This window comes from Pseudomonas sp. 2VD (assembly GCF_005503585.1).
Taxonomy (GTDB): domain Bacteria; phylum Pseudomonadota; class Gammaproteobacteria; order Pseudomonadales; family Pseudomonadaceae; genus Pseudomonas; species Pseudomonas aeruginosa.
The window spans coordinates 1-4,642 of the sequence record NZ_SCND01000426.1 but is presented as its reverse complement, the minus strand read 5'-3'; the positions used below and the strand labels follow the sequence as shown (position 1 = coordinate 4,642).

Below are 4,642 nucleotides of genomic sequence, written 5' to 3'. Positions count from 1 at the left end.
GGGTGAAGTCGAGGAAGGCGCGTCCGTCGCTGTCCCACAGCCACGAGCCCTGGCCACGGACGAACACCTGCGCGGGCCGCTCCTGGGTGCGCATCAGGCGCAGGCTATCCAGCGCATCAGCCATCTTTCAGTTCCTCGGTCATGTACTCCACCGCCAGCAGGCGCACGCCCTGTGGCCCCTGCTCCAGCAGCCGACGCTCTTCCCGGCGCGTTTCGAAGCGCAGTTCGAAGCCGTCGCCGGCGGGGAAGCGCTGGCGCATCAGCTCGCGCACCTCGGCAAAGCGCGCGGCGCTCACCGTCATGCTGGCCAACAGCCGGCCGGACTGGCTCAGGGTGATCAGGTAGTCGCTCAAGAGGCATGCTCCCGGTAATCCGAAGGCCCGTGCAGGCGCGGCCCCCAGTCTTCCACCACGCCGCTGGACAGGCGTTTCGCCGCTGTCTTGCGCCAACGCTGGGAGAGCGCGTCGCAGGCCATCATCTGGCGCAACCCGAGAGGCTCCAGGGGATCGCCGAAATACCACTGCAACAGGCGGGCGACGGTCAGTTCGGGGTAATGCCGCTGGACCAGCTTCAGCTGGTCCCCGGGAGTCACCATGCCGCTGCGCAGGACCCGATAGAACCAGCCGCAGCGGCCGCCGCTCTGCAATTCGTCGGGCAGCTCGGGAAGATTCCAGCGCTGGCCCTGGCGATAGCAGGGCGAACGCGGCTGGCTGACTTCCAGCAGGGCATCGCCCCAATGGAACTGGTCGCCGATGCAGACCTCGGCTTCGGTGATGCCGTAGGTCGAGATGTTCTCGCCGAACGCCGGCAGTTGCCAGCGGTTCAGCGGGTGGCGCTTGCGCCAGTAGCGGTAGTGCTCGGCGGGATAGTGATGGAGAGCGCGCTCGAGGCCGCCGTGGTGGCGGATGTCGGCCTGTTCGTCGCCGGGCAGGCCATCGTGGCCCAGCCAGAACTCCTGCTCGACCGGCAGCTTGTCGATCGCGCTGACCAATCCGCCCCAGGTTTCTTCGACTTTACCTATGAAAACACCGTTTACGACTATCTGCTCCATTGCTCCGCGACCACCCGATGTACCGCCAATGCAGCTAGACTAGTGCCTCACGCGGGACCCACTCCATTTCGATTTTCCAGTTTCATCGATAAGAACAGCTTATGGATTTTCGCCAACTCCGCTATTTCGTCGCGCTCTACGAAGAAGGCCACGTCGGCCGCGCCGCCGAACGCCTGGCCCTGTCGCAACCGGCCCTCTCGCAGCAGATCCGCCAGTTGGAGCAGAACCTCGACGTCTCGCTGTTCCAGCGCAGCGGCAAGCGCCTGCTGCCGACCGTCGCCGCCCACACCCTGTACAACCATGCGGTACCGCTGCTGGAGGGATTGGAAAGGGCCCGCGAGGCGATGCGCGTATTCCGCGGGCAGACCCCGCGCAGCCTGGCGATCGGCGTGCTGCAGACGGTCAACGCCAGCCTGGTGCCGTACATGGTCGAACGCCTGCACGCCGCGCAGCCGCATCTGCGGGTGCAGATCTACGAACTGTCGGGAATCGACATCGAGCGGCGCCTGCTCACCGGCAACCTGGATATCGGCATCGGCTTCCTGCCGCCGCGCCAGCCGGGCTTGCACAGCGTCGAGCTGTACGAGGACGAATTGCAGCTGGTGATCCCCGAGGAACACCCGTTGAAGGAGTTCAGAAAGGTGTCCCTGGCCCAGGCCGCGGAGTTGCCGATGCTGCTGCTCGGCGAAGAGTTCCGCGCGCGCCAGATCTGGCAAGAGCAACTCGCCGCGATCGGCCGGCGGCCGCGGGTGCAGGCGGAACTGAACCACATGAGCGGGATTCTCGACAGCCTGCCGCAGACCCGCTTCGCCACCGTTCTACCGGGCAAGGCACGGCAGATGCACTCGAACCAGCGGCTGCTGTGGAAACCGCTCAGCGAACCGCGCATCCCGCTGAAGGTCGGCCTGGTCTACCGCGACGCGCAACGCCAGCACGCCAGCGTCGAGCTGCTGCGCTCGCTGCTGGAAGGCGTGGTCTGAGCGACGCGGTTTTCCTCGGGCAATAAAAAACCCCGCCTTTTGGGCGGGGTTTTGCAGACCTCTATCCTGACATCCGTGCTACGCCACCATCCATGGTGGATTCCCTGAGTTTCCGTATTGTCTTTGGCGCTTCCTGCGCAATGTCCTGACGGTTTGAAGATTACGCATCTCCGCGAGGGGGAGAAAGCAGCCAAAACCACCGCCGTTTGTAAGCCTTGGCTTACACGCTGTAATAGTTCCGCTCGCCGGACCGACGGCAACACCCAGCCGCCGGGAGCTTGCCGTGCGTCAAGATGATCTGCGCCGGGCCCGCTACAGTGGCCAGTCCCCTCATCATCGCGAGCCTTCCCAGCATGGAATTCCAGCGCGTCCACCAGCAGTTGCTGCAAAGCCACCACCTGTTCGAACCGCTTTCTCCCGTCCAGCTCCAGGAACTGCTCGCCAGCAGCGACCTGGTCAACCTCGACAAGGGCGCCTACGTGTTCCGCCAGGGCGAGCCGGCGCACGCCTTCTACTACCTGATTTCCGGCTGCGTGAAGATCTACCGGCTGACCCCGGAAGGCCAGGAGAAGATTCTCGAAGTGACCAACGAACGCAACACCTTCGCCGAGGCGATGATGTTCATGGACACCCCGAACTACGTGGCCACCGCCCAGGCCGTGGTGCCCAGCCAGCTGTTCCGTTTCTCCAACAAGGCCTACCTGCGCCAGTTGCAGGACAACACCCCGTTGGCCCTGGCCCTGCTGGCCAAGCTCAGCACCCGCCTGCACCAGCGCATCGACGAGATCGAGACGCTTTCCCTGAAGAACGCCACCCACCGCGTGGTGCGCTACCTGCTGACCCTCGCCGCCCACGCGCCGGGGGAGAACTGCCGGGTGGAAATCCCGGTGGCCAAGCAACTGGTGGCCGGTCACCTGTCGATCCAGCCGGAAACCTTCTCGCGGATCATGCACCGCCTCGGCGACGAGGGCATCATCCGCCTCGACGGCCGCGAAATCAGCATCCTCGACCGCGAACGCCTGGAGTGCTTCGAGTGAACAGCCCCGCCGCTTGATCGCGGTCAAGCGCGCCACGGCCCGTCCACCGGCAAGCTGGCGGGGTCGAGCCCGCGAGAACGCCCATGCGCCAATGCCTGTATTGCCTCCATGAAACCGAAGGCGCGGAAAGCGCCTGCGAACAGTGCGGCATGCCACTGCCCAGCGCTTCCCAGCGCCAGCTCCAGGGTCGCCGGCAGCGGCGCTTCGCCTGGTTCTGCGTCGGGCTGGCGCTGTTCTGCCTGGGCATGATGCTCTGGCTGCCGCGCGATGTTCCCTGAGGCCTCTCAGCGGCGCAGGCGCCGATAGAGCTGGAGCAGGCGCTCGGGCAACTGCCCGGCGCGCTCGACCAGCGCGAAGCCGTCGGCGCCGAACAGGTAGGGCAGGTAGTCCGCCGCCTCCTTGTCGATGGTGATGCAGAAGGGCACCAGTCCCTGGCTGCGCGCCTCGATCACCGCCTGGCGGGTGTCCTCGATGCCGTAGCGGCCCTCGTAGCGGTCCAGGTCGTTGGGCTTGCCGTCGCTCAACAGCAACAGCAGGCGACGCTTCTGCGGCTGCCCGCCGAGCACCTGGCTGGCCCGGCGGATCGCCGCGCCCATCCGCGTGTAGTAGCCCGGCGAGAGCGCCAGCACGCGACCGCGGACCTCGCCGCCGTAGCCTTCGTCGAAATCCTTCAGCACCTGCCAGCGCACCTGCTGCCGGCGCACCGAGGAAAACCCGTACAGCGCGAAGGGGTCGCCCAGTGCCTGCAATGCCTCGCCGAACAGCAGCAGGCTGTCGACGATGCTGTCGATCACCCGCCGCTGGTCGTCGAGGTAAGCTTCGGTGGACATCGACAGGTCCGCCAGCAACAGGCAGGCGAGGTCGCGCCGGCGCGGCCGCTGTTCGAGGAACAGGCCTGGCTGGGTGGAACCGCCGCGCCGCCGCTCGACCTGGAAGTCGAGCCAGGCATCGAGGTCGATCTCGTCGCCTTGCGGCTGCTGGCGCAGGCGTTGGCGGCCGTCGCGCAGGCAGGCGAACTGGCGGCGCAGATGCAGCGCGGTCTTCTCCAGGTGCGCCGGCAGGCTGGCGCTGGTCGCGCCGCGCGGCCGCATCGGTTGCAGCAGCACGTGGTCGCTCAGCAGGCGCTGCTGCCGATAGTCCCACTCGGGCAGCTTCAGCCCGGGGCCGAGCGGCAGGTCATCGTAGTCGGCGGCCGGCAGGTCGAGATCCAGGCGCAGGCCGCCGCCCTTCTGCGTGCGCTGGCGCGACAGCGACAGGTAGTCGAGGTCTTCGGCGACGCGCGCGCCGTCCGGGTCGTCCTCGTCGTCGCTACAGCGGTCCAGGGCCAGGTGCTCCGACCAACTGAGCAGGCTTTCCAGGCGGAACAGCAGCAGGTTGCGCTCGCTGTCGCGCTCCTCGACGCGCTCGGCGCGCTTGCGCGCTCCGCTGCGGGCGACCTGGCGCTTGCCGGCGCCGGCGGCCGCTTCCTCGCCGTCCTCCGCGCTGGCGGAAGGCGTCCAGCGCTCGCCGGGATACAGCCACAGCGGCACCGGCCAGGGCGCCCGCTCGACTCGCGGGAAGCGCTCGACGCTGCC

6 protein-coding genes and 1 pseudogene are annotated in these 4,642 nt (G+C 67.2%); 3 read left to right on the top strand and 4 right to left on the bottom strand.

The genetic code is table 11. The features are described from left to right. The 3 genes and pseudogenes from FFS27_RS28850 to FFS27_RS28840 all read right to left on the bottom strand — a co-directional run. A pseudogene (locus FFS27_RS28850) lies at window positions 1-124 on the bottom strand (aspartate aminotransferase family protein); the annotation flags it as partial. Beyond that, entirely contained in the window at window positions 117-353 is a 237-nt protein-coding gene (locus tag FFS27_RS28845) for a hypothetical protein (protein WP_021263082.1), read from the bottom strand. The gene FFS27_RS28845 and the pseudogene FFS27_RS28850, both read right to left, overlap by 8 nt. Next, window positions 350-1,051: an MOSC domain-containing protein gene (locus FFS27_RS28840; RefSeq protein WP_003129147.1), complete on the bottom strand. Its 702-nt coding sequence runs from the start codon at window positions 1,049-1,051 to the stop codon at window positions 350-352. The genes FFS27_RS28845 and FFS27_RS28840 overlap by 4 nt, the downstream gene beginning before the upstream one ends. A gap of 101 nt (window positions 1,052-1,152) precedes the next feature. On the opposite strand from FFS27_RS28840, the gene FFS27_RS28835 reads away from it, so the two are divergent. The 3 genes from FFS27_RS28835 to FFS27_RS28825 all read left to right on the top strand — a co-directional run bounded on the left by FFS27_RS28835 (window position 1,153) and on the right by FFS27_RS28825 (window position 3,346). Continuing rightward, a complete protein-coding gene (locus FFS27_RS28835) occupies window positions 1,153-2,031 on the top strand; it encodes a LysR family transcriptional regulator (RefSeq protein WP_003084893.1) in 879 nt (292 codons plus the stop codon). A gap of 353 nt (window positions 2,032-2,384) precedes the next feature. Next, window positions 2,385-3,068 (top strand): transcriptional regulator Dnr, encoded by a 684-nt coding sequence (gene dnr, locus FFS27_RS28830; protein WP_003084891.1) that lies wholly within the window; start codon window positions 2,385-2,387, stop codon window positions 3,066-3,068. An 83-nt stretch (window positions 3,069-3,151) separates the two neighbouring features. Continuing rightward, a complete protein-coding gene (locus FFS27_RS28825) occupies window positions 3,152-3,346 on the top strand; it encodes a hypothetical protein (protein WP_003084889.1) in 195 nt (64 codons plus the stop codon). Between the two features lie 6 nt (window positions 3,347-3,352). On the opposite strand, the gene FFS27_RS28820 is transcribed toward FFS27_RS28825, so the two are convergent. Further along, the coding region (locus FFS27_RS28820) for a nitric oxide reductase activation protein NorD (RefSeq protein ID WP_137952382.1) at window positions 3,353-4,642 on the bottom strand (1,290 nt) is incomplete at its 5' end.

Excerpts from the sequence above, each read along its gene's own strand:
- FFS27_RS28825 (WP_003084889.1), top strand. The coding sequence starts at position 3,152 with ATGCGCCAATGCCTGTATTGCCTCCATGAAACCGAAGGCGCGGAAAGC.
- FFS27_RS28835 (WP_003084893.1), top strand. The coding sequence starts at position 1,153 with ATGGATTTTCGCCAACTCCGCTATTTCGTCGCGCTCTACGAAGAAGGC.
- dnr (WP_003084891.1), top strand. The coding sequence starts at position 2,385 with ATGGAATTCCAGCGCGTCCACCAGCAGTTGCTGCAAAGCCACCACCTG.
- FFS27_RS28840 (WP_003129147.1), bottom strand. The coding sequence starts at position 1,051 with ATGGAGCAGATAGTCGTAAACGGTGTTTTCATAGGTAAAGTCGAAGAA.